Source organism: Wenyingzhuangia gracilariae (assembly GCF_056387575.1).
In genome coordinates, this window is record NZ_CM150748.1 from 521,506 (window position 1) to 544,866 (window position 23,361).

General features: G+C 31.4%; 21 protein-coding genes. 13 read left to right on the forward strand and 8 right to left on the reverse strand.

Annotated features, from left to right (window positions below; translation table 11 throughout):
- Positions 1 to 130 precede the first annotated feature (130 nt).
- The 12 genes from ACY2IJ_RS02040 to ACY2IJ_RS02095 all read left to right on the forward strand — a co-directional run bounded on the left by ACY2IJ_RS02040 (position 131) and on the right by ACY2IJ_RS02095 (position 14,883).
- Positions 131 to 625, forward strand: coding sequence for a hypothetical protein (locus tag ACY2IJ_RS02040; RefSeq protein WP_476725507.1), 495 nt, complete (start codon positions 131 to 133; stop codon positions 623 to 625).
- A gap of 29 nt (positions 626 to 654) precedes the next feature.
- Positions 655 to 1,239 (forward strand): porin family protein, encoded by a 585-nt coding sequence (locus ACY2IJ_RS02045; RefSeq protein WP_476725508.1) that lies wholly within the window; start codon positions 655 to 657, stop codon positions 1,237 to 1,239.
- Between the two features lie 45 nt (positions 1,240 to 1,284).
- A complete protein-coding gene (locus ACY2IJ_RS02050; protein WP_476725509.1) occupies positions 1,285 to 1,494 on the forward strand; it encodes a hypothetical protein in 210 nt (69 codons plus the stop codon).
- A 107-nt stretch (positions 1,495 to 1,601) separates the two neighbouring features.
- Positions 1,602 to 2,186 (forward strand): Crp/Fnr family transcriptional regulator, encoded by a 585-nt coding sequence (locus tag ACY2IJ_RS02055; protein WP_476725510.1) that lies wholly within the window; start codon positions 1,602 to 1,604, stop codon positions 2,184 to 2,186.
- Between the two features lie 76 nt (positions 2,187 to 2,262).
- Positions 2,263 to 3,066, forward strand: a complete 804-nt coding sequence (locus ACY2IJ_RS02060; protein WP_476725511.1) for a type 1 glutamine amidotransferase domain-containing protein — start codon at positions 2,263 to 2,265, stop codon at positions 3,064 to 3,066.
- Positions 3,067 to 3,278: 212 nt separating this feature from the next.
- Positions 3,279 to 4,145, forward strand: a complete 867-nt coding sequence (locus ACY2IJ_RS02065) for a hypothetical protein (protein WP_476725512.1) — start codon at positions 3,279 to 3,281, stop codon at positions 4,143 to 4,145.
- Between the two features lie 107 nt (positions 4,146 to 4,252).
- Positions 4,253 to 6,025, forward strand: a complete 1,773-nt coding sequence (gene argS, locus ACY2IJ_RS02070; RefSeq protein ID WP_476725513.1) for an arginine--tRNA ligase — start codon at positions 4,253 to 4,255, stop codon at positions 6,023 to 6,025.
- Positions 6,026 to 6,031: 6 nt separating this feature from the next.
- Positions 6,032 to 6,634, forward strand: coding sequence for a hypothetical protein (locus tag ACY2IJ_RS02075; RefSeq protein ID WP_476725514.1), 603 nt, complete (start codon positions 6,032 to 6,034; stop codon positions 6,632 to 6,634).
- A gap of 209 nt (positions 6,635 to 6,843) precedes the next feature.
- Entirely contained in the window at positions 6,844 to 7,995 is a 1,152-nt protein-coding gene (locus ACY2IJ_RS02080; RefSeq protein ID WP_476725515.1) for a FecR family protein, read from the forward strand.
- Between the two features lie 109 nt (positions 7,996 to 8,104).
- Positions 8,105 to 11,662, forward strand: coding sequence for a SusC/RagA family TonB-linked outer membrane protein (locus ACY2IJ_RS02085; protein ID WP_476725516.1), 3,558 nt, complete (start codon positions 8,105 to 8,107; stop codon positions 11,660 to 11,662).
- 12 nt (positions 11,663 to 11,674) lie between these two features.
- Complete coding sequence (locus ACY2IJ_RS02090; RefSeq protein ID WP_476725517.1) at positions 11,675 to 13,411, forward strand: SusD/RagB family nutrient-binding outer membrane lipoprotein; 1,737 nt, start codon at positions 11,675 to 11,677, stop codon at positions 13,409 to 13,411.
- A gap of 59 nt (positions 13,412 to 13,470) precedes the next feature.
- Positions 13,471 to 14,883, forward strand: coding sequence for a purple acid phosphatase family protein (locus ACY2IJ_RS02095; protein WP_476725518.1), 1,413 nt, complete (start codon positions 13,471 to 13,473; stop codon positions 14,881 to 14,883).
- A gap of 55 nt (positions 14,884 to 14,938) precedes the next feature.
- Here ACY2IJ_RS02095 and ACY2IJ_RS02100 read toward each other — a convergent pair whose 3' ends face one another.
- Together ACY2IJ_RS02100 and ACY2IJ_RS02105 are read right to left on the reverse strand one after the other, a co-directional pair.
- The gene (locus ACY2IJ_RS02100; RefSeq protein WP_476725519.1) at positions 14,939 to 15,523 is read right to left on the reverse strand and encodes an RNA polymerase sigma factor; all 585 of its coding nucleotides are present in this window, start codon (positions 15,521 to 15,523) and stop codon (positions 14,939 to 14,941) included.
- A gap of 133 nt (positions 15,524 to 15,656) precedes the next feature.
- Positions 15,657 to 16,016: a DUF983 domain-containing protein gene (locus tag ACY2IJ_RS02105; protein ID WP_476725520.1), complete on the reverse strand. Its 360-nt coding sequence runs from the start codon at positions 16,014 to 16,016 to the stop codon at positions 15,657 to 15,659.
- A gap of 98 nt (positions 16,017 to 16,114) precedes the next feature.
- On the opposite strand from ACY2IJ_RS02105, the gene ACY2IJ_RS02110 reads away from it, so the two are divergent.
- A complete protein-coding gene (locus ACY2IJ_RS02110) occupies positions 16,115 to 16,987 on the forward strand; it encodes an AraC family transcriptional regulator (RefSeq protein ID WP_476725521.1) in 873 nt (290 codons plus the stop codon).
- Here the strand turns inward: ACY2IJ_RS02110 and ACY2IJ_RS02115 are convergent, their stop codons facing one another.
- Genes ACY2IJ_RS02115 through ACY2IJ_RS02140 form a run of 6 tightly spaced genes read right to left on the reverse strand, consistent with a single transcriptional unit; the run spans position 16,988 to position 23,360 of the window.
- Entirely contained in the window at positions 16,988 to 18,376 is a 1,389-nt protein-coding gene (locus ACY2IJ_RS02115) for an alkaline phosphatase family protein (RefSeq protein ID WP_476725522.1), read from the reverse strand.
- 8 nt (positions 18,377 to 18,384) lie between these two features.
- Positions 18,385 to 19,593 carry a metabolite traffic protein EboE gene (eboE, locus tag ACY2IJ_RS02120; RefSeq protein WP_476725523.1) on the reverse strand — a complete coding sequence of 403 codons (1,209 nt, stop codon included), beginning with the start codon at positions 19,591 to 19,593 and terminating at the stop codon, positions 18,385 to 18,387.
- An 11-nt stretch (positions 19,594 to 19,604) separates the two neighbouring features.
- Positions 19,605 to 20,747 (reverse strand): 3-dehydroquinate synthase, encoded by a 1,143-nt coding sequence (locus ACY2IJ_RS02125; RefSeq protein WP_476725524.1) that lies wholly within the window; start codon positions 20,745 to 20,747, stop codon positions 19,605 to 19,607.
- 3 nt (positions 20,748 to 20,750) lie between these two features.
- Positions 20,751 to 21,650: a UbiA-like protein EboC gene (gene eboC / locus ACY2IJ_RS02130; protein WP_476725525.1), complete on the reverse strand. Its 900-nt coding sequence runs from the start codon at positions 21,648 to 21,650 to the stop codon at positions 20,751 to 20,753.
- On the reverse strand, positions 21,650 to 22,552 hold the full coding sequence (locus ACY2IJ_RS02135; RefSeq protein WP_476725526.1) for a TatD family hydrolase: 903 nt from the start codon (positions 22,550 to 22,552) through the stop codon (positions 21,650 to 21,652). Before ACY2IJ_RS02135 ends, eboC begins: the two co-directional genes overlap by 1 nt.
- Positions 22,553 to 22,568: 16 nt before the next feature.
- Positions 22,569 to 23,360 (reverse strand): EboA domain-containing protein, encoded by a 792-nt coding sequence (locus tag ACY2IJ_RS02140; RefSeq protein WP_476725527.1) that lies wholly within the window; start codon positions 23,358 to 23,360, stop codon positions 22,569 to 22,571.
- Between the last annotated feature and the right edge of the window lies 1 nt (position 23,361).

The following is a 23,361-nucleotide window of genomic DNA, read 5'->3' on the forward strand; positions in this document are numbered from 1 at the left end:
CAATAATTAGAAGGGTTGTTTCTGTAATTTTTTAAAATTGACCAAGATCAATTTACAATCATACATTCATCAATTTAAACAGCTTACTTCTCTTCTAACTTTGCAGTATACAAACGTAAAAACAAGTATTATGAAAAAATCAACAAAAAGAAATTTATTCACACTTATGTGTGCCATAGGTTTAGGAGTTGCAGGTGCAAATGCACAAACAATAGCTAAGAATGCAATAGGAATTAGAGCTGGAGACAATGATGGTTTTGGATCTGAAATATCTTATCAAAGAGCTTTAGGAAACGCTACACGTTTAGAGTTAGATTTAGGTTGGAGAGATACCAATAATTACGATGCTATGAAGTTTTCTGCAATTCACCAATGGGTATACCCTATAGAAAATAGATTTAACTGGTTTGTTGGTGCTGGTGGTGGTGTTGGTTTTTTTGATAACAACAATATAAATAACGATGATGAAGTATTTGTAGTAGCAAGTGGTGATATAGGTATTGAATACAATTTTAACATTCCGCTAATTATTTCTTTAGACTTAAGACCCGAAGTAAGTTTTAACAACGAATACTCAGACGGATTAGATTTAGATGCTGCCTTAGGGATTAGATATCAATTTTAAAACCAATTATAAACTAAAAAAACAGACCCATGAAAAAGTTAATTATTGCAATCATGTTACTTCCTACAACCTTATTATTTGCACAGCAAGACTTGCATAAAAAATCTAGCGTAGGTATTAAAGGAGGTTACAATTTAGCTAGTGCCCAAATTAATGGAGACAACAATGTGGATCAAAGACACGGTTTTCATGTAGGGTTTTACAACGAAGTCTTTTTACAAGAACATTTTGCCATACAAACAGAACTTTTGTATTCGCAACAAGGATATAAAATTAAGAACGACAGTGGAACCTTTACTCAAAAGTTAGATTACATTAATTTGCCAGTAATGTTTAAAGGTTATTTATCTGATCATTTTTACATAGAAGCAGGACCACAATTTGGAGTTTCTGTAAACCATACAGAAGAAATAGATGCCAACTTTGATATTTTTGATAGTACCAACGAAACAACTCCTAACGATTACGATTGGGGAGCAAATGTAGGTACAGGTTTTAAAACTAGTACCGGATTTAATGTAGGTGTTAGATATTACTTTGGTTTAAACAAAGTATATGATGAAGAAAATCAGAAAAACAGAGTTTTACAAGTATCAGTCGGTTTCGACTTTTAAAGAACAAAATACCCAATCAATTATTAATCATAAAAATAAATCAAAATGAAAAAGTTATTTACAATAAGTACAATTTTATTAGCCGTAGTTGCTATAACAGTAAGCTGTAAAAAATCGCCAAAAGAAAAAGTAGAAGATGGATTTGAAGAAGTTGGAGAAGGAATTAAAGACGGTGCGCATGATGCCGGAGATAAAATAAAAGAAGGTTATGAAGAGGTAAAGGATGAAGTAGACGATGCAACAGATGCAAAGTAACCCCAACTTTATCTTTGTACGAGAGCTATCAAATATTTGATAGCTCTTTTTAAATGTATTTTTAGTAGATTTAAATGTTATTTTTAGAACAACTTACTCTCTATACAATGGATGTTACAAACTCAATTGTTTCCAAAATTTTTAAAGAAATTTCATTTAATGAATACGAAACTTTTTGTATTGAAAAAAAACTAAAAAAATTACATTTAAAAAAAGGAGAAACATTGTTAAGAGCAAATGAAACTGTTTTTTATCAATTTTACGTGCATTCTGGTTGCTTAAGAACTTATTTTATAGATAAAAAAGACAAAGAGCATACATTGCAATTTGCAGTTAATGATTGGTGGATTAGTGACTATACTGCTTTTTTTTCTACAAATAAAGCTACTATGTATATAGAAACTTTACAAGATGCTATTTTGTACAGAATATCTAAAAAAGAAATGGAAATACTATTTACTGAAGTTCCCAAAATAGAAAGCTTTTTTAGAAAAAAAATGGAAAAGGCTTTTGCCCGTTTTCAGAAAAGAATTTTAGCAAACTTAGCAGAATCTGCTTTAGAAAGATATGTTTCTTTTGTAAAAACATATCCTAATATTGAACAGAATGTTAAAAACTACCACATTGCATCTTATTTAGGAATTACCACAGAAAGTTTAAGTAGAATTAGAAAAGAATTGGCACTTCAGTAGTTTTATTATCCTACATCAATTTTTTAGTTTTTGATTGGTTGTAAACTTGTAGTGCAAAACAAAATTTACATACAACATGAAAAAAATAGCACTATTTGCCATTGCAACAGCTTTGTTTGTCTCTTGCGGTCGTCATAAAAACAAAGACCCTCATACTCCTGAACAACAAAAAAGTAATCATCAACAAAAAAACACAAAAATGAAAAAAGTATTATTTGTATTAACAAGCCACGAAGATTTAGGAAACACTGGTCATAAAACTGGTTTCTGGATAGAGGAATTTGCAGCTCCATATTATTTATTAAAAGACAAAGGCATTGCAATAACTATAGCATCTCCTAAAGGAGGACAACCTCCTATAGATCCAAAAAGTAACGAACCAGATTCTCAAACTCCAGCGACCATTCGTTTTAAAAAAGATAAAGAAACTCAAGAAATTTTATCAAACACATTAAAATTAGCAGAAATCAATCATCAAGAATATGATGCTGTGTTCTATCCTGGTGGTCATGGACCATTGTGGGATTTAGCCGAAGATCAATACTCTATTTCTTTAATAGAAGATTTTTATAGCAATAACAAACCTGTAGCAGCAGTATGCCACGCTCCTGCAATTTTTAAACACACAAAAAAACAAGACGGAACACCACTAGTAAGTGGTAAAAAAGTAACTGGATTTACAAATAGCGAAGAAGCTGCTGTGGAACTAACCAACGTAGTTCCTTTCTTGGTAGAAGATATGTTAAAGAATAATGGAGCAATTTATTCTAAAAAAGAAGATTGGGCTTCATATGCTGTACAAGACGGATTGTTAATTACAGGACAAAACCCTGCATCTTCTGAATTGGTTGCTGAAATTTTATTAGAAAAAATTCAGTAATTAAGCAACACATTTAAACAATGTATTAAGCGATTTAGAGTGTATCTAAATCGCTTTTTTCTATAATACATAGTTGTTAATTACTTAAATCATAACATCCCCATTAAAGAACGTTCATCATTAAAATAAAATATTTATCTCTAAAATATAACTTTATTATATGTAGATTTATATAAAAAATTGACTTCAATATTATCTATACAATTAGAAAAATGAAAATCTACATTGCAACCATATCTTTAATTCTACTAAGTTGTACCAAACAAAACAATCTTAATTTACCTCAAGAGTGTAAATTAATTTTTAGTGATGGTGTCTCTATAAATGGTCCCGTTTTTAACAATTCAATCTCTACAAATTCACCAACTTCTCTAGGAGTTTCTCCTATAAACACAGAACAAGATACAATTGTATATAAAAGTCATTATTTTTATAACAAACACAATCAGCTAGAAAAAAGAGTTAACTATACACTATCTAAAAATTACGGAATTACAATTATGAATTATGATTCAACGGATAGTTTGAGTTACGATCATCAAGGTAGAATTGACAAACTATATTCAAAAAACACTCACCATTATTCTTATGAATATTTAAAATCCAGTAACAAACCCCATAAAATTTACCATTATTATGGATTGGATAAAAAACTTTATAGCACAGAGAGCATTGCTTATGATGAACTAAAACGTATTAAAACAGTAAAAATTAACTATACTTCTACTAAAGACAACAGTTACTTTATATCTAAAACAGAAACTGAATATAAATACCAACATCATAATTTAATTGAAATTGAAACACTTCAATCTGTTATTGCTACAGAAAATAACCCTATAACTAAAATTCATACGATTCAAAAATTTAAAAATTACGACACTAATAAAAATCCCTTAAAAAACGTGCCTTTTATCAATGTAAGGGGAATTTCAGAATCTGATAATAATTATACAAAATACACTACCGAAACTATTACATCTCGTAAAAACTTACCCGATATAAAGAGTAGTTCTGGCTACGAGTTGACTGATGAAAGTTTAAAATATCTTGAAACATCTAAATTTAAGTGCGATTAACTTTCTATACATAACATACTCACAAAGCTTATGTAATTTTCAATTTCACAAATAGACATAAAAATAATTATTTCCGTACTTTCGCAGTTCAATAGAAATAAACAAAAATGAGTATCCAAAACCATTTAGAAATTGCTGTTAAAAAAGCATTTGAAGAAATTTTTAAAACTGAAATTCCATCTGTAGAATTCCAAGCAACTCGTAAAGAATTTGAAGGAGATATTACCATTGTAGTTTTTGCATTTTTAAAATATGTAAAAGGTAATCCGGTTCAAATAGGAACTCAAATAGGAGAATACCTAAAAAACCATGTAGATTTAGTGACTAATTTTAATGTGGTTAAAGGATTCTTAAACATTTCTATCAACCCTAGTTATTTTGTAGATAGTTTTTATACAATTTACAATACAGAAAACTACGGAACCCTTACTCCTGATCCAACAGACAAAGCAGTAATGGTAGAATACTCTTCTCCCAATACCAACAAACCTTTACACTTAGGACACGTACGTAACAACTTGCTAGGTTTTTCTGTAGCAGAAATTATTGCGGCTAGTGGTAAAAAGGTTTACAAAACTCAAATTATAAACGATCGTGGTATTCATATTTGTAAAAGTATGTTGGCATGGCAAAAGTTTGGAAAAGGTGAAACTCCAGAAAACACAGGTTTAAAAGGAGACAAATTAGTAGGAAACTATTATGTAGAGTTTGATAAAGTTTACAAAGAAGAAATTAACACTTTAATTGCCGAAGGTAAAACGGAGGCCGAAGCCAAAAAAGAAGCTCCAATTCTATTAGAAGCTCAAGAAATGTTGCGCAAATGGGAAGCTGGAGATACAGAAGTTGTAAGTCTTTGGAAAACTATGAACCAATGGGTGTACGATGGTTTTGCGGTCTCTTATAAAAACTTAGGAGTTTCTTTTGATAAAAACTATTACGAAAGTGAAACCTATCTTTTAGGTAAAGATTGTGTGCAAGACGGTTTAGACAGTGGGGTATTTTATAAAAAAGAAGACGGTTCTGTTTGGATAGATTTAACCGATGAAGGTTTAGACGAAAAACTAGTATTGCGTGGAGATGGAACTTCTGTGTACATTACTCAAGATTTAGGAACAGCTATTCAGCGTTTTCAAGAATTTGATATTAATGCGTTAACCTATACAGTTGGTAACGAACAAGATTATCATTTTAAAGTATTGTTTTTAATCTTAAAAAAACTTGGTTTTTCTTGGGCAGACAATATGTATCACTTGTCTTATGGTATGGTAGATTTACCATCAGGGAAAATGAAATCTAGAGAAGGAACCGTAGTAGATGCAGATGAACTGATGGAAGAAATGACCAATACTGCTCGTGAAATTTCTCAGGAATTAGGAAAGCTAGAAGGTTACTCTGATGACAAAAAAGAAGAGTTGTACAAAACCATTGGAATGGGAGCTTTAAAATATTACATTTTAAAAGTAGATCCTAAAAAACGTATTTTGTTTGATCCTAAAGAATCTATAGACTTTAACGGAAACACAGGTCCATTTATTCAGTATACCTACGCACGTATTCAGTCTATTTTAAGAAAAGCAGATTTTGATTATACAGCAAAACAAACTATAGAAATTTCTGACAAAGAGCTAGCTGTTATTAAAACATTACAGTTGTATCCAGAAACAGTGCAATTAGCGGCTAAAAACCACAGTCCTGCTTTAATTGCAAACTACACTTATGATTTGGTTAAAGAATATAATTCATTCTACCAGAGTTCTTACATTTTAGGGTGTGAAGATGAAGCTCTAAAAATATTTAGAACTCAATTGTCTAAAAAAGTAGGTGACACCATAAAATCGGCCTTTAATTTATTAGGAATTGATGTTCCTGAAAGAATGTAATTCTGAATGACAATTCCTCAAAAAAACATAGCTATATCACTCCTCAAAGCAACTTTAAAAATTTGCATTGCTGGAGTGTTTATAGGTTTATTGCATAAGCATGATAAAATTGTAGCTGGAATCTTAGTTTTAAAAGTCATACATTCTATGTATAGCTTAGGGTTTAAAAACAAACAGAAATTCTGGATGGTTCCTATTGGAATGGTCTTGTCTGGTTTGCTAGGAATTGGTGCTGAGTATTGGGGAATTTCTAATGGATATTGGGAATACCACCATATAAATACACTAATGCCTTATTGGCTACCTTTTGCCTGGATGTTGGCTTTTAGTTACATTTATAAATTAGAAAAAGAATTGTTTAGTCAATTAAACACCCCACCCTTAGTTACCAAAACTTTGATTACTTTTTTATTGGCTTTAATTTTTCCTGCTTTTGGAGAAATCATCACTATTAACTTAGGTGTTTGGACCTACTCTTGGCCTTATCAGTTTTTAGGAGTTCCTTTGTATGCTTTAATCTGTTTGGTTATTTTTCATATGTGTGTCAACACTTTTATCTATGTGTTAACAAACAAACTACAAATCAAAGATCCTGTTTTTAGTAAATAAACAAGAGTTCTTTTCTTCTATTTTTATCCTTTTTAACTATTTTTTCTTAAAAAAAATTTTTAACACACATATAACCTATAGTAAAACACTGTAAATCAGTAGTAATATGTTTACAGATTAATTTGTAAACATTGTAGTAACATACTCATAACACTGTATTTCTAGGGTATTGCTTTTTAGCAATGTCTTAGGTATATAAAAGAAAAAGTATGATTCCATCTGACATAGAAAACAGTATTTTACACTACCTAACTGGCAACGCTACTGAGCAAGAATTGGCTATGTTAGAACGTTGGATACAAATAGATAATCACAGAGAACTGTTTAATGAGTATATAAAAGTCTATTACCTTACCAATACCTTGTATACCAAAACCACCTCTACAAGTTTTAAAAACAAAGAGTTCACTAGAATTCAAAAAGAAAAAAATCATAAACAAAAAGCAATTATATATCTCGGTTTAAAATACGCAGCTATATTAATTCTTTTTATAGGTTCTAGTTATTTTCTGTATGATAGAAACATTGTAAAAGATACTTTTGGTATAAGTTCAAATCAAATAACACTACAATTAGCAAATGGACAAGTTGAAATTATCAACGAAAAAAGTTCAAAAGAAATAGTAGATATACACGGAAACAAAATAGGGATTCAAGAAGAAAACAGAATTGTTTATTATAAAAAATCTATTTCTAACACACCCGTTTATAATCAACTAAGTGTTCCTTACGGTAAACAGTTTGAATTAGTCTTGTCTGACGGAACTACTATTACAATTAACGCTGGTACAACAGTAGAATATCCTACCCAATTTGCCTCTAATCAAAAAAGAGAAGTTAGTATACAAGGAGAAGCTTTTTTTAAGGTAGCAAAAGATTCTCTTAGGCCTTTTGTTGTAAAAGCAAATGATTTAAAAGTTCGTGTTTTAGGAACTCAATTTAATGTATCAGCATATCCTGAGGAGCCCAATATAGCAACAGTGCTAGTAGAGGGATTGGTGGGGCTTTATAACAATGATTCTTACAATAGCAGTACTACTACCCTGCTAACTCCTGGTTTTAAGGCACTTTATAATGAAAAGAAAGGTTCTATATCTAAAGAAAAAGTAGACACCAGAATTTATACAGGTTGGAGAACAGGACATCTTATATTTAGAAATATCCCTTTTAAAAACATTATAAAAAGATTAGAACGCAGCTACAATGTTCAAATAATTAACCATAACAAACAGCTACAGCAAGAATGTTTTAATGCAGCTTTTAACAGTAAAAAAGAAGATGTATTTAAAGTGCTAAACACTTTTCAAAAAAGCTACAAATTTGAATATACTTCAAACAAAAATCAAATTATTATTCACTAAAAAACAACTAATAACATGACATAATAGAACAAAAAAAAACGGGAAATGCGCTAACATTCCCCATTAAGGAAAGTGATAAAAATTACCACTAAAAATCTCAATCAAAAATATGAAAATTTTCACACAAATCAAGAGTATGGCTTTGTGCGCTCTAAAATTTAATTTAAAAATTAAATTAACCACCTTTTTTTTAGTTGTTAGCCTGTTTACACTACACGCTAACAACACCAATCAAAACATTAAAATTACCTTAAATCTAAACAAAGTAACTATTGAAAAAGTTTTAGATGAAATAGAATCTAAAACAGAATACCAATTTTTATACAACACCAAAGATGTAGATATAAATAAAATTGTTAGTATTCATGTAGTCAATGAAAAAGTAGAAACTGTACTAAATCAATTGTTTAAAAACACAAACAAAATTTACGAAATTGTAGACACCCACATTGTTCTTAAAACAGCCCCTATAAAACCGCTTAACTCCAAAACGGTACAACAACAAGCTATAGAAATTACTGGAGTAGTACAAGATTCTCAGGGAATGTTATTGCCAGGAGTAAATGTATTAATTAAAGGCACTAACAAAGGAGTGCTTACAAATTTTGATGGTGTTTTTAAAATTACCGTGCCCAACAAACAAACTATTTTGGTGGTTTCTTATGTTGGAATGCTTCCTCAAGAAATAACAATTAACAATCAAACAGAATTAAATATTGTTTTAGAACGCTCTGTAGAAAACATGAACGAAGTAGTAATTACTGCTTTGGGTATGAAGAGAGAAAAAAAGGCTCTAGGATATTCTGTAGGAGAATTAAATACAGAAAAATTAAACCTTGTTCCTCAAGAAAACGTATTGGGAGGTATGTCTGCTAAAATTTCTGGATTAGACATCCGTAGAGGAGGAAACGATTTAAATAGCGAAACATATGTATATATTAGAGGAAAAACTTCTTTAACCGGAAACGATCAGCCATTAGTCGTTATTGATGGTTCTCCTATTGGAGACACTAATGTTTTGGGAGATATTAGCGCTATGGATATTGAAAACATATCGGTATTAAAAGGAGCTAGTGCAGCAGCATTATATGGTTCTAGAGCTGGTAACGGGGTTATTCTTGTTACTACAAAATCAGGAAAACACGTTAAAAAAGGAATTGGAGTTTCTTTTAACACCACCACAACTTTTAACACTCCTTACAAATATATTGACTTGCAAAATAGATTTACAAATGGACAAAAAGGACAATTTGACGAAGCTACTTGGCAACATTGGTATGGAGCCGAAGAAGGAACTCCTGCTGTGCAATGGAATAGCAATGGACAAGAAACTCCTTTAAAATTTTACGACAATAGTTTAGAAGATTATTTTAAAACAGGAATAACTACTATTAATGATGTTAGTGTTTCTGGTGCTTCCGAAAAAGGAGAAATTCGTCTATCTCTTTCTCATTTAAAAGGAGAAGGTTTTTCCCCAGGTACAGAACTAAACAAAATAGGTTTTAATCTTGCCACTAGCTATCAGATAACAGACAACGTTAAAATATCCACAAACATCAATTTATCCAATCCAAAATCAAACAACTTTCCTGTAAAGTCTATTGGTAATAACGATCAGTATTTTGACATTTACAACATTGCTCCTCATATTAACATTAACGATTTAAAAGGAGATTATTGGACTGATAAAAACTCTCAACAAAAAAAAGTAACAGAAGGGTATAACAATCCTTGGTTTTCTGCTAACGAAAGAAAAAACACTTTTGATAAAACCAGAGGTTTTGGAAACGTAAAATTAGATTGGGAAATTACTCCTGATTTTAATGCAATGGCTAGAGTTTCTCATAGTAGCACAACAAACAAAACAGAAATTATAAAACCTTGGTCTTACGATGGATTTGGAAGTAGCAAACCTTTTGGTTCTTATAATATTAGTAATACTATTTCTAGAGAATCTAATATTGATGCCCTTTTTTCATACAAAAAAGATGTTGGAGATTTTAACATAGCTCCATCTGTAGGTGCCAACATTATGCATCAAAACGGCTACTCTATAAACAGTGGTGGAGACAATTTGGTACTACCTGGTTTGTATACATTGTCAAACGTATCTAGAGGTGGTTTAAACTATGCTAGTGCTAGCTATAAAAAAGCGATTTACAGTGTATATGGTATGGTATCTCTTAGTTTTAAAGACTATGCTTTTGTAGATATTACGGCTCGTAACGATTGGTCTAGTACTTTGCCTAAAGAGAACCGTTCTTATTTTTATCCATCTGTTTCTACAAGTGTATTAGTTTCAGAATTTGTAAACATGCCAAATTGGGTATCTCTTTTTAAGTTAAGATCTAGTTGGGCACAAGTAGGTAAAGACACTTCTCCTTACATGATTAGCCCTACCCTATCTCAAGGTTATTGGGGAGATGATTTTACTTATTCATTACCTAGTAGTATGCCTAATACAAACCTAAAACCTGAAATTGCTACTTCTTATGAAATTGGTACTGATGTAAAACTTTTTCACGGTCGTTTAGGCTTTGATGCTACTTACTACAAAACTCAAAACAAAAACCAAATTTTAAATGTAGCTGTATCTCCTCTTACAGGTTATACCAGTACTACAATTAATGCAGGTAATGTAGAAAATTATGGTATTGAATTAGGAATGAATGTAATTCCTGTAAAATTCAAAGATTTTGAATGGAACATGAATCTTAACTTCACCAAACAACAAAGTAAACTGGTAGAATTGGTAGATGGTATTGATAGAGTTTCTTTTGGAGGAGGTACGGATATGGGTGCATTTACAAGAGTAGGTGGTACTATTGGAGACCTGTACTCTCCTTACATTAAAAAAGTAGAAGAAGGAGAATACAAGGGTTGGAATATTTTAGATGCTAACGGTAGATGGGAGGTAGATAGAAGCAAAGAAAATCAAATTAAAGTAGGAAACTTTAATAACGATTTTGCTATGGGACTTAACACCTCTGTTAGTTATAAAAATTTCACAATTTCTGCTAGTTTTGACTGGAGACAAGGAGGAAATTTCTTTTCTGAATCTATGAAAAGAATGGCTAGATCTGGAAAAATAGAAAATTGGAAAAATGGAATCAGTTCTAGTACATTTTCTGGTGTATTAAACGCTAATTCTTATAATGGCGATAGAGAAGCCCTTGCCGAAGCCATTAAATCGAACCCTGCTTATAGAGATAACGATGTATGGGTTGGGGGTAGAAATCAAGAGCTAGGTGGTTTTGAATACAACGGAAATTACAATGGTGCCTTTTTTCCTGGAGTTATAGACAACGGAGATGGTACTTATACAGAAAACTTTGGAGGTGCTGGTACTAAATTCTTTGATGCATACAGAGTGGTAGAATCTAGTGGGAGTTTTTGGAGAACCGGATATGCTTTTATGTACGATGCTTCTTTTGTAAAAATGAGAGACATTACTCTTACTTACAAATTTCCAAAAAATATTGCAGAGTATATTTCAGCTCAAAACATATCTTTTTCTGTATACGCTAAAAACATCATGTTATGGACAAAGGCAGGAATTGGAATAGATCCTGAATTGGCTTACGATGGTGGTAATCAAGGTTTCGAAAAATGGAATCTTGCTCCTTGGACAATACCAATGGGATTCAGACTTAATGTTACTTTTTAAATAAAAAACAAGATGACACAAATAAAAAATAAAATAATCACACTATCTGTAGCTTTAGCAACTCTTCTGTTTTCTGCTTGTAGTGAATCTTTAGACGAAATAAACACGAGTCCTAATACACTTAGTGACACAGAGGTTGATATTAAATTTGTACTAACAGGTGTGCTAACAAAATCGGCACAAATAAGGAGTAGAATTGCCTTTGAAGGAGGAGAGTTATCTGCTGCTACTCAATACTTACAAAGAGATTTTACCAGTTACGAAGAAAACAATTATCAATGGGGAGCTAGTGATTTTAGTATTTATTATGAACCTTTAAAAGACAGTCAATACATTTTTGAACGTGCTGAAAAAGAAAAAAAGGACGAAACAAAAAACTATTATCAAGCTGTGGCTTTGATTATGAAATCTTATGAATTTGGTTTTCTTACCTCTGCTTTTGGAGACATTCCTTATAGCAAAGCTTTACAAGGTGAAAAAGGAGGAAATGAATTTTTTAAACCAGTGTACGATTCTCAAAAAGATGTTTTTATAGGTATTCTAAATGATCTAAAAACAGCCAACACTTTGTTAAAAAACACTGGAGTTATTACAGAAGCAATAGATGCTGATGTTGTATATAATGGTGATGGGCAAAAATGGAGAAAACTAGCCAACTCATTACGTCTTAGGTTTTACATGAGGTTGTCTGAAAAGAACAATTCTGATATTGATGTATCTGCAGAAATAGCTACAATTGTAAACAATGCTAGTGAATTTCCTATTTTACAAAACAATAATGACAATGCCATGATTGCGTATATTGGAACAGATAGCGATAATAGTTGGTCTGGTGGGGCTTTAAATTACAGTAATCGTTCTGAATTTTACAGAAGAAAACCGTCGGCAACTATTGTAAAAGATCTTACAGAATTAAAAGATCCTCGTTTAACCAAATGGATAAAACCTGTAGATGTACAACTAGCACAAGGAGCTACCAATCAAGTAGTAGAAGAAGCTGGTAAAATAATACGCTATGTAAATATAGACATCAATGCTATTAACACAGATGCAGATAAAGAAAATGATATCAATACCGATTTATTTGTAGGGCTTCCTGTTGCTTTAAGTGCTCCAAACGACTTTAATTTAGGAGGTACTATTAGTGATTATAAAAACGACATTGCCAACCTTGATGCCACTATTTACTTAAATGCAGCTGCAAATCCTCATGCTTCTTATTTAACAGATATGTATGCAGCAAACAACCATCCTTTGGTTAAAGCTACTTTAATGAATGTTGCTGAAGTTCAATTTATTTTAGCAGAAGCAAGTGCTCGTGGATGGATTACAAACAATGCTTATGATTATTACAAAAATGGAATTAAAATGTCTTTTGAGCAGTATGAAATTACCAATGGTGATGACAATTCCGTATACGATAAAGCAAACAATACTTTAATTTCTTTTGATGAAAATGAATACATAGCCAATGTTAAAAATATTTTTGACAATGCAAGTAACAAGCTAGAACCTATTATACATCAAAAATGGATTGCTTTGTGGCTAACTAGTGAATCTTGGTTTGATTGGAGAAGAACGGGTTTCCCTGATTTAAATAGCAATATTATATCAGGAAGTAACGGAAACAATACTCCTGTAAGATTCTGGTACACGGATCCTTATAACGAAGATAATATGCTTAAAGCAATTGAAAAATTACAACCTGCCACCAATAATCAATGGTCTAAAATGTGGCTATTACAATAAATTACAAACTAAAAACAGGAGTACATTACTCCTGTTTTTTTTAACTTTTATCCAAAAAAATGAAGAAATTAATACTTTTTTGCAGCTGCATTATTGTGTTCTCTGCCTGTAATCAAACTTCTCACGAACAGCAGCACAAAGAACATGCACACAATCACAGTCACTATCAAGCAGATGTACCTGCTCATAAATTAATTTTTCCATCAACCACACCCGATAGAATTATTGTTAATTTAACAGAAGATTCAGCACATAGTTTTGCTGTAAATTGGAGAACAAATCAAGAAATAGATACGGCTTATATAGAAATAGCAAAAGAAACACATGGTCCAGATTTTTTACTAAACAACCATATAAAACGCATTAGAGCAATAACTCAATTTATAAAAACTGAAAATACTAGAGATCAAGAACCTTTGGTACACGCAGCTTATCATTCGGTAATTGCAACCAATTTAGAACCAGAAACCACTTATGTGTATCGTGTTGGGAGTGGTGCTAAAAATAGTGATACTTGGAGCGAATGGTTTCAAATAAACACACCTGCCAAAGACACAAACAAAGCTTTTAGTTTTATTTATTTTGGAGATGCTCAAAACAATGTAAAATCTATGTGGTCTAGGGTAATTCGTAAGTCTTATAAAATGATGCCTACGGTGGATTTTATGCTACACGCAGGAGATTTAATCAATCATAGCGAATCGGACAAAGAATGGGGAGAGTGGTTTTATGCAGGAAGTTTTATTCATGCCACTGTACCTAGTGTAATGACTCCTGGAAATCATGAATATGACAAGAGCAGCAATCGTAAAAATTTATCTGCCTTATGGAAACCTCAATTTACATTACCCGAAAATGGCCCTTTAGAAGAGTTAAAAGAAACGTGTTACGCCATCAATTATCAAAACATGAAATTAATTTCTATTGATGCACAAAGTTTTATCAACAATCAAAACTCTAGAAATGCTCAAACAAAATGGTTAGATTCTGTTTTAACCCACAACCACAAAAAATGGACAACTATTACCATGCACTACCCTATTTATTCAACAAAAAAAGGTCGAGATAACAAAGAGTTACGTGAAATGATACAACCATTGATACAAGAACATGGTGTAGATTTAATTTTACAAGGTCATGACCATACTTATGCTAGAGGTTATGCTTCTAATCAAGGTTTAGGAAAAACAGTTGTAGAAAATGCTGGAGCAATATATGCAGTATCTGTAAGTGGACCTAAAATGTACGAGTCTCAAAATCAGGAATGGATGGTAAAACGTGGAGAATACACACAACTGTTTCAAATAATTACCATAGAAAACAATACATTAAATTACAATTCTTACACACCTAAAGGGAGTATTTATGATAGTTTTAGTTTGGTAAAAGATGCCTCTGGAAAAAAGACCATAACCAACAATAAACCAGAAATTGGTGTAAGACACCGAAAAGACTTTGTTTCTAAAAAGTAAGTTTTTGTTTTGTTCATTTCAATTTTGTTAAAATTGAAATTAGTATGAAGACCGTCTATTTAGACGGTTTTTGTTTGTCTGTATTGTTTTGTTCTTTTTTGGATTCCGTTCGCTCCCTAAGAATACTAAATGCATTTGTAATGTGAGCTTCTACAGCTTTTTTTGATATTGATAAATATTCTGAAATTTCTGCATTGGTTAAGCCCTCTTCTTTACTTAATAAAAAAACCTGTTTGCATTTAGTAGGTAAAAGCTCAATTTCACTTTTAATCAATGCTAATTTCTCATTCAATAAATTAGTTTCTTCGGGTTCTGTAAAAGAGTTTAACGTATCGTAAAAAATTTGATCTAAAACTATAGAAGATTGTTTTTTTCTATAACTATTTACAAAATCATTGTAAACAGATTTGTACAAAAAGCTTTTTACAGATTCTTTTATGTTTAATTTCTTTCTAGTTTCCCAAACGCGCATAAAAACATTCTGAACAATATCTTCTGCCAAAGCAGAATCGTTGGTAAGACTATAGGCATATCCAAAAAGTTTTTGATAATAAATATCTATTAAAGCTATGTAGGCTTTTTCATCTCCTTTGATGAGATTTTTAAGTAAAATCGTAATATCCTTTTCTGCATTAGTCATTTATAAAACCCTAGTTTGAACTATAAATTTCAGCTATTAAAGCTCAATACAACTAAAAACGGAATTACCTTATTATTAAAAAATTTATATCAATAAGTAAAGTTACTACTGGGGTTTAATAAATAAGCTTGGTCTACTTAATACTCCTAAACATATAAATCCAAATCATTCTAGAAATTCTAATATTAAAAAATGTTAGTAACAGCATTACTACAATTAGAATAGGAATAATTCTTAAATCTAAAGACTTTTCAAAAAAAGGACTGGCAATAAAATAAGTTAACACACCTTCGGCAACTCCTAGCCCATAACTTACATACATAGCACCAATAAAAAAACCAGGTTCTTTTATAAATTTATAATCGCATACATTACAAGTAGCATTCATTTTAGGAATGCTCACACTAAAAACAATGTTTTTGTCTTTAAACACTTTTCCTTTACCACATTTAGGACATTTGTTTGTAAATATATTTTGTATTAGCTTTAGCATTTTGTTGTTGATTTAAAGCTTCAAAAATAGATATTCATAGTTTTTAATATAATTAACATCTTCACAAACAATAGCACAATAAAGACATTTTAATTGCCATGAAAAAAGTCCCTATATATACAATTCAGAATTTTAATTCTAACAGTTACAAAGACCATTTGTATATAAATACATTTAAGCAACATTTAATAGCACATAGTTTTATAGAACAATCGCATCGTCATAATTTTTATCTTTTAGTTTTATTTACCAACGGAACAGGAACTCACCAAATAGACACCAATACTTTTGATATTAAAAGAGGGAGTTTATATGTGCTAAAACCCGGACAAGCACACGGTTGGACACTTTCTAACGATATTGATGGTTATATTCTTTTTTATTCTGATGAAATTTACAACCTCTATTTTGGACACAAAAAAATTGAAGAATATCCATTTTACGAGCCTTCTAAAAACATATCTGAAATTATGTTTAATGATAAAGAACTTTTGGAAATTGAATTTTATTTTAAACTGTTGATTCAAGAAAATTCGCAATTAAAATCTAGAAAAACAGATAAGCTTCTAAATATTATTGATATTATTCACATAGAAATATCAAGAAAATTTTTATCAGAAAACACCTATTCGTACCATACATACCATCAAAAAATAAAAATTTTCAATCAACTATTAGATCGTTATTATACTACAGAAAAATCTCCTTCATTTTATGCTTCTAAAATGAACATTACTCTAAAACACTTGAATAGAATTTGTAAAGAACTTTTAAACAAAACAATTACCGAATTAATTTCTCAGAAAATTATTTTAGAAAGCAAGCGGATGCTTACTTTTAGCAATGCATCTATCAACGAAATTGCGGCTAGTTTGGGTTATGAAGATTACTCCTATTTTTCTAGATTGTTTAAAAAACACACGCAACAAACTCCTACAAAATTTAGGGCATTGTTGCATAAAAATGTTTAGTTATGGATGTTTAGGGAATATTTGATTTAGAATAACCTCAAAAACATCGGTTGCTTCTATAAAATCTTGACTGGTTTCTTTTGTATTGGAATCTTGGTTTTGAATTAATAAAGGATAATATGCTTCTTCTATGTTTACAGCTCCATGAGATCCTTTAACCAAAGTAGCATCTAATGGAATTACATCTAACATAGACCTAAACCCTAGTTTTTTCTTTAAAATTTTAAAGATAATTCTAGCAGTCATAAATTTCTTTTTAGGATCTGTAAACATTTCTACAGGATCGTAACCTGGTTTTTTATGAATATCTACATTTCTAGCAAAATCTGGAGCTTTTTGATCATTTAACCAATAATAATATGTAAACCAATAATCTTGCTTGGCTACTAAAACCAAATCTCCTGCTCTGTTGTGCTGTATGTTGTATGTTTCCTGGGCTGTTTTATCTAACACCATATCAATTTCAGGACAATTCACAAAAAGCTTTTTTACAGCATCTATATTGTTTTTATCTTTTACATATACATGTGCTATTTGATGATCTGCAACCGAAAAAGCAGCACTTTCTCCAGCATCCAATAGCTCTAAACCATTCTCTTCTCTTATTGCTAACAAATTATGCTCTCTTAACACACGATTGACGTGAAAAGGAGCTTTTACTGGAGCAATTCCATATTCTGACAAAACAATAATATTCACATTGTTGGCCTCGTAAAAAGCAACCAAGTCTTTAAAAACAGCATCAAGTTCTTGTAAATTTTTTAAAATAACTTTTTCATCATTTGTTTTTTGCAACACATAATCTAAATGAGGCAGGTAAACCAATTGCAATGTTGGTGAGTGCCATTTAAAAACCAATTTAGAAGCATCTGCAATCCATTTTGTAGCTTTTATAGAAGTGTTAGGTCCCCAAAAATGAAATAAAGGAAATGTGCCTAATTCGTTTTGCAATCGATCTCTTAAATCTCCTGGTTTAGAATAACAGTCTGGTTTCTTTTGACCGTCAGCTCTATACTGAGGTCTTGGAGTAACGTTGTAATCTGCATTAGAATACATATTGTACCACCAAAACATATTAGAACATGTAAAATTTTTGTTTTTTTCTTTAGCAACATCCCACACTTTAGGAGCTTCTACCAAATGGTTTGATTGTCTCCATAATTTTATTTCACATTCGTCTTTAAAATACCATCCGTTTGCAACAATACCGTGTTCTTTTGGCCATTTACCTGTTAAATAGGTAGATTGTGCTGTACAAGTTACCGCAGGCAATACAGGCTTTATTTTAGATGTTTTTCTCTTTTTAATCCATTCCGATAAAAAAAGACCATCGTATGTTAACAAGGAACTTGACAAACCAACAATATCTATAACCACTGTTTTTTTCATTTGATATTTTATTTTTCTAGTTGATTGGTAACCCACTCTAATTCTCTTACAACAGAGCTAGTAATATCTGTCTGTAAATATTCAGGCAGCACTCCCCAAGTATAAGTTTCTATTTCTAAATGCTGTGTGTACTTTAACTCTTTTAGCAATTGCAAAGCTGCTATAATATCATTCTGAGTAGACTGTAAAACCTTAAAATCTGTGGTAAAAACAGGTACGTGAAAATGGGTTCTTATTTCCTTAAAATTTGGGGAACTCATCAATTCTATTCCCTGTGCTAAATCTGGAAAATGAACCAAACTATTGTCTTGCAACTGTACTATGGATTGATGTAAATAGGTAGGTTCATCAAACTGCTGTAAACATTCTTGTTGCGTTTGTATAGAAATATTTTCTGATTTTTGGCACTTAATTGCTGAACTTATTTGAATTTTACCAATTTTAATTTGATGCTTTAACAAAGATTTGATGACAAACTCTGGACGTTCATAAGCCAACGCAAAATGGCAAACATCATAACAAACTTGAATGTGATTTAACACATGTTCTTGGGCTGTTTCTAAAGAACAATTTAAAGTGTTTTGAACAATAGCTGCTCCCGTTTGCAATAAATGTTCTTTGTAAAAAGAAAGTACTTCTTGTGTGTTTTCTAAAAAACCATCAGGTTCTGGCTCAATATCTAAATGAATGGTTTTTCCTGTAGTTTGCTTAACAGTTATTAGATCCAAAGCAATTTGAGCTATAGAATTACACGTAATACTTGTTACTTTTTCTTTTTCGTCTGTGGAATTAAACCAATATTTATAAGATAACGGAGAGGTAGATATACCTCCATCTATACCATTAGGCAGTAGATAGGTTAAAATTTTAATTAGGTTTTGAGTATAAACAATACGGTCTTTTGTGGTCCAATCGGGTATGTGTACTTTATCTTTAATGGCAACATCATGAAAATCTCCATAAGGAAAACCATTCATGGTAAACACATACAAATCATGCTCTTGCAACCATGTCTTAAATTCTTTTAAATGGTTACCTTCTAATAAAACATTTGCACTTTTGGCAGAAAGTCTTAAACCAATACCTAGGGCTTTGGTTGGGGCTACTTTTTTTTTGATAGCCAAAGTGTGTATTTGTAAACTTTTAAAAACTTCGTCCCATGTTTCTCCTGGGTGAATATTAGTGCAGTACGTTAAATGTCCTTCATTTAATTTCATATAACCTGTTTTTAAGACAAATAGTTATTTAAATAATCTATGGATTTCAACACTAAATCTGCCTCAATTTCGTGTACTTCAAAACCAGTTCCTAAAGCAGACAACAGCATAATGGTTAGCTTTCCTCCTAAATGTTCTCTAAACTCCTCTAAGCCTTTTATAATTCCTTCATCCATTTCGGTATAAGAAATAGAAAAGCCTAAGTTTAACGTGGTGTTTAAAACTCGATGCAATTCTGTTTCTGACAAATAACCTTTTAAATAAGAATAAGTACTATCTAAAGCAATTCCTATGGCTACTGCTTCACCATGTCTTATGTTAAAATTAGATAGTTGTTCTAATTTATGTGCAGACCAATGACCAAAATCTAAAGGTCTAGAGGAACCTTGTTCAAAAGCATCTCCAGAATATTGAATATGCTTCATGTGTAAATCTGCACAACGATAAATCAACTCATTCATCACCTCTAAATTTCTATTATTTAAAGCGGCTGTATTTTGTTCTATCCATTCAAAAAACTCATAATCTTTAATCAAAGCTACTTTTATAGCTTCAGATATTCCTGATCTCCAATCTCTATCATCTAATGTAGATAAAAAAGCATCGTCGTTAATAACGGCATAAGGAACCGCAAATGTTCCTATAAAGTTTTTCTTCCCAACAAAATTAATTCCGTTTTTAACACCTATTCCAGAATCGTTCTGAGACAATACTGTTGTTGGTACACGAACCAAACGAACTCCTCTATGAGAAATTGCAGCTGCATATCCCATGGCATCTAACACTGCTCCTCCTCCAATTACAAGTATGTAAGAATGTCTGTCTATACCATATGTATTTACTTTTTCTAGAACAGAATTGATGTATGCATCATTATTTTTTGCAATTTCTCCTCCTGGAACCTCCATCACATCACCTTGCAAACTTATTTGTTCTTGGTAATGTTTAAAATAATTTTGAATGTTTGTTTTTAAATTTGGATGAGCCTTAGAAACCCCACCGTCTAAAACAACCAACACTTTAGCAACTCTATCCTTGTCAATAATTGTATTGGCTAGCGTTGTGTTTTTAGTGTCAAACAAATTACTTGTAAACAGTAAATTAAAATCAAATTGTACTTGAAAGGATTGCTTAATTATTTTTGTTGAATTCATAAATTAGGTAACAGGGAATTTTTTTGAAAAATAGATAGAAATAGGCAGCAAACATAATACCAATAATGCAGTATTTACAGAACTAAAACCAGCCACATAACTTGCATTTAACGGAATTAACGATAAAACTGCTATTTTAACCGCTTTCATAATTAATTTAGGTTGGTTTTTTACAATCGCATTTATTTTGGCTACTACATTTACACCGTACCACAAGGCTAAAAAAACACCTGCTTTTTGTAAAGAAAAATTAAAGTTTTTTGCTATTAACAAGAATCCAACCACAATACTAGCATCTAACAACATGGCTACTGCAATGGCTAATTTGTTTTTCCCTTTGGTTTCTTTTTGTGCTGTTAATGTAATGGCAGATACAAACAAAATAGGTAGAATTGCTATTAAATATAGTTTTTCATCTAAGTGAGTAAGAATACTCATTCCCAAAATTAAGTTCAATCCCCTACACATTCCCATATTTATAGGTCCTAAAAAAGAATGATGTTTACCGTATTTATCATACGTTAATGCACAAATAACAATACCAATGGCAACAAACATGCTAAAAACAGAAACCCACAAACTAGCTGCTATAGCGAGTATAAAAAGAACAATTCCTGCTGTTTTTGCTTGTTGTATACTTAGTTTTCCGCTAGGTATAACACGTTCTGGTCGGTTAATTCTATCCGATTCTACATCAAAAATATCGTTAAAAACAATTCCACCAGCATACAAACAAGCTGTAGCAAAGCTCAACAATAGTCCTTTTACAAACAACGGATTTGTTATTTCTGTATACTGCAAACATCCTGCTATGGCTATTCCTGCCAAAACATCTGCTACAGAAGTGACTACGTTTGCAGGTCTTATAATTAAGAGGAATGCTTTTAATTTAGCGTTAAACATTACTTTGCCATTCCTTTAAAGTTTATTTTTTTAGGATCTTGACCTCTTAACACAGAATTTCCGGCTAACAAATCAGCTTGATCAACCGTGTTTTCTTGCAACCAATCCGACTCATTAAACTGTCCGCTTTGACTGTAAAAAGACAATGCGTTTTGATAACAAATTTGATGAACATCTTCTTTAGACACACCTTTTTCTAACATTAAGGCTGCTGTTTTGGGTACAGACAAAGCATCGCTCACCCCCCAGTCTGCAGAACTATCTACAATTACTTTGGTAGAACCGTATTGTTTGGCTACTTCTACCATTCTTTTTTTTCCCATTTTTGTTTTGGGGTAAATGGTAAATCCTGCCCAAAAACCACGATCTAACACTGCTTTGGCGGTTTCTTCGTTGTTGTGATCTATCAATACCAAATGTGGCGGAATTCCGTGTTCTTTTACCACATCCATACTTCGTAAAGTTCCTTGTTTTTTGTCTCTGTGTGGAGTGTGCACCAAAACAGGCAAATCGTACTCTTTGGCCAATTCTAATTGAATTCTAAAATATTTATCTTCCAATTCTGTTTGATCATCATAACCAATTTCACCAATAGCCACCACACCTTCTTTGGCAATAAACTGTGGTAATAATTCTATCACCTGATCTGCCAAAGCTTCATTGTTAGCTTCTTTGGAGTTTAAACCCATGGTACAATAGTGCTTAATTCCAAACTGAGAAGCTCTAAAACGCTCCCAACCTACCAAGGTGCTAAAATAGTCTTTAAAAGAACCAACATTGGTACGTGGTTGCCCTAACCAAAAAGCAGGTTCTATAACTGCTACAATTCCTGCAGCTCTCATATTTTCATAATCATCTGTAGTACGAGAGATCATGTGTATGTGTGGATCTATAAAATTCATTTTACATCTATATTTTTTAACCATTTGTATTCCAATAATCAGAAGATAATGGTTGATTGTTTATAATTTGATTTAATATTTCTTTTTCTACACCTGTAGAAGTTCTTTTTAAAATTAACTCTTTAACATCGTCTCTTAAATATCCCTCTATCATTCTCCATGCTTCTACAGGAATTTGTCTACCTGCTGCCCAACGTTCTTTTACAAACTCTTGTAGCATAATTGCTAAATCTTTGTTCTTTCCATCATCCAACCCTTGTACTTTAGAAATGTTTCTATCCATAAAAAAACATTTTAAAATTAGCTGATTCCATTCTGATTCACTTAAATAAGCTTTGGCAAACGGATTTCCAAAAGCAATAGCATCAAATACATCTGCAATATTGGTTCTAATACCTTCTGTATATTGATGTGTAAATTCTTTAGCGTTTTGTAACAAATACAATCCTTTATACAAGGCTACTTGTTCTTTAATTTCGGCCGTTTCAAAAAAAGAGATAATTATTGATTTGTTTATCTTTTCATCTAAGCTCATCATTAATTGTATACGAGCCAATTCTTGTTTGTTCCAAGTATTGTTATTAAATCCAGGATATAAGTTTTCTAATTCTTTTTGTTGATGTTCTTCCCATTCACAAACTTCATCTTTAATAAATCTTGAAACCAAACTAAAAAAAACGTTGAATTTTTGACTGCTTTCTACAGAGCTAATTTGATCTGTTTTTATACCAATCCAATCAAATTCCTTTGGCGAAAATTGAGATTGTATATTAGAAATGAACTGAAGTTGATCTTTTTTTGAAATCATA

Excerpts from the sequence above, each read along its gene's own strand:
- ACY2IJ_RS02040 (WP_476725507.1), top strand. The coding sequence starts at position 131 with ATGAAAAAATCAACAAAAAGAAATTTATTCACACTTATGTGTGCCATA.
- ACY2IJ_RS02045 (WP_476725508.1), top strand. The coding sequence starts at position 655 with ATGAAAAAGTTAATTATTGCAATCATGTTACTTCCTACAACCTTATTA.
- ACY2IJ_RS02050 (WP_476725509.1), top strand. The coding sequence starts at position 1,285 with ATGAAAAAGTTATTTACAATAAGTACAATTTTATTAGCCGTAGTTGCT.
- ACY2IJ_RS02055 (WP_476725510.1), top strand. The coding sequence starts at position 1,602 with ATGGATGTTACAAACTCAATTGTTTCCAAAATTTTTAAAGAAATTTCA.
- ACY2IJ_RS02060 (WP_476725511.1), top strand. The coding sequence starts at position 2,263 with ATGAAAAAAATAGCACTATTTGCCATTGCAACAGCTTTGTTTGTCTCT.
- ACY2IJ_RS02065 (WP_476725512.1), top strand. The coding sequence starts at position 3,279 with ATGAAAATCTACATTGCAACCATATCTTTAATTCTACTAAGTTGTACC.
- argS (WP_476725513.1), top strand. The coding sequence starts at position 4,253 with ATGAGTATCCAAAACCATTTAGAAATTGCTGTTAAAAAAGCATTTGAA.
- ACY2IJ_RS02075 (WP_476725514.1), top strand. The coding sequence starts at position 6,032 with ATGACAATTCCTCAAAAAAACATAGCTATATCACTCCTCAAAGCAACT.
- ACY2IJ_RS02080 (WP_476725515.1), top strand. The coding sequence starts at position 6,844 with ATGATTCCATCTGACATAGAAAACAGTATTTTACACTACCTAACTGGC.
- ACY2IJ_RS02085 (WP_476725516.1), top strand. The coding sequence starts at position 8,105 with ATGAAAATTTTCACACAAATCAAGAGTATGGCTTTGTGCGCTCTAAAA.
- ACY2IJ_RS02090 (WP_476725517.1), top strand. The coding sequence starts at position 11,675 with ATGACACAAATAAAAAATAAAATAATCACACTATCTGTAGCTTTAGCA.
- ACY2IJ_RS02095 (WP_476725518.1), top strand. The coding sequence starts at position 13,471 with ATGAAGAAATTAATACTTTTTTGCAGCTGCATTATTGTGTTCTCTGCC.
- ACY2IJ_RS02100 (WP_476725519.1), bottom strand. The coding sequence starts at position 15,523 with ATGACTAATGCAGAAAAGGATATTACGATTTTACTTAAAAATCTCATC.
- ACY2IJ_RS02105 (WP_476725520.1), bottom strand. The coding sequence starts at position 16,016 with ATGCTAAAGCTAATACAAAATATATTTACAAACAAATGTCCTAAATGT.
- ACY2IJ_RS02110 (WP_476725521.1), top strand. The coding sequence starts at position 16,115 with ATGAAAAAAGTCCCTATATATACAATTCAGAATTTTAATTCTAACAGT.
- ACY2IJ_RS02115 (WP_476725522.1), bottom strand. The coding sequence starts at position 18,376 with ATGAAAAAAACAGTGGTTATAGATATTGTTGGTTTGTCAAGTTCCTTG.
- eboE (WP_476725523.1), bottom strand. The coding sequence starts at position 19,593 with ATGAAATTAAATGAAGGACATTTAACGTACTGCACTAATATTCACCCA.
- ACY2IJ_RS02125 (WP_476725524.1), bottom strand. The coding sequence starts at position 20,747 with ATGAATTCAACAAAAATAATTAAGCAATCCTTTCAAGTACAATTTGAT.
- eboC (WP_476725525.1), bottom strand. The coding sequence starts at position 21,650 with ATGTTTAACGCTAAATTAAAAGCATTCCTCTTAATTATAAGACCTGCA.
- ACY2IJ_RS02135 (WP_476725526.1), bottom strand. The coding sequence starts at position 22,552 with ATGAATTTTATAGATCCACACATACACATGATCTCTCGTACTACAGAT.
- ACY2IJ_RS02140 (WP_476725527.1), bottom strand. The coding sequence starts at position 23,360 with ATGATTTCAAAAAAAGATCAACTTCAGTTCATTTCTAATATACAATCT.